Annotated in this window: 1 protein-coding gene; it reads right to left on the bottom strand. The window is 57.5% G+C overall.

Going from position 1 to position 503, the window contains the following annotated elements:
* Window positions 1-27 precede the first annotated feature (27 nt).
* Window positions 28-503 (bottom strand): transposase (locus GKA01_RS13540; RefSeq protein ID WP_146864165.1); only part of this gene is annotated, 476 nt, incomplete at its 5' end.

Genomic DNA, 503 nt, shown 5'->3' with positions numbered 1-503 from the left:
GGAGCCTGAGCTTAGAGCGGTTCCACTTTAATCTGGTTCATATCCAGCGGCTGTAAAGAAACTGGCGCATTCACTGTGCGTGAAAGCTGGCAGCAGCGCGCCGAAGGTATCCCATAGAGCACTGACAGTCCGTTCGGCCTTGGCGCGCAGCAAGGCCTTGAGTTTTGAGCAGGCTATTTCGATGGGGTTAAAGTCTGGGCTGTATGGCGGAAGGAACATCAGCTCCGCCCCTGCCTGTTCAATGGCCTTCTGTGTTGCTGGAAGCTTATGCGCCGGAAGATTGTCCATCACGACGATATCGCCCGGCTTCAGTGTCGGTATGAGAACCCGTTCGACATAGACCTGAAAGATCCTGCCAGTCATGGGACCATCATGCACGAAGGGCGCGGTCAGCCCTGTCAGACGCAGCTCCTCGGTGAAAGTCATGGTTTTCCAATGACCGTGCGGCACAGCGGCGCAGCAACGTTTCCCGCGCAAGGCACGCCCGCGCAGACGGGCCATCT

It is taken from the genome of Gluconobacter kanchanaburiensis NBRC 103587 (genome assembly GCF_007988905.1).
GTDB lineage: Bacteria > Pseudomonadota > Alphaproteobacteria > Acetobacterales > Acetobacteraceae > Gluconobacter > Gluconobacter kanchanaburiensis.
This window is presented reverse-complemented; position numbering and strand designations above follow the sequence as displayed.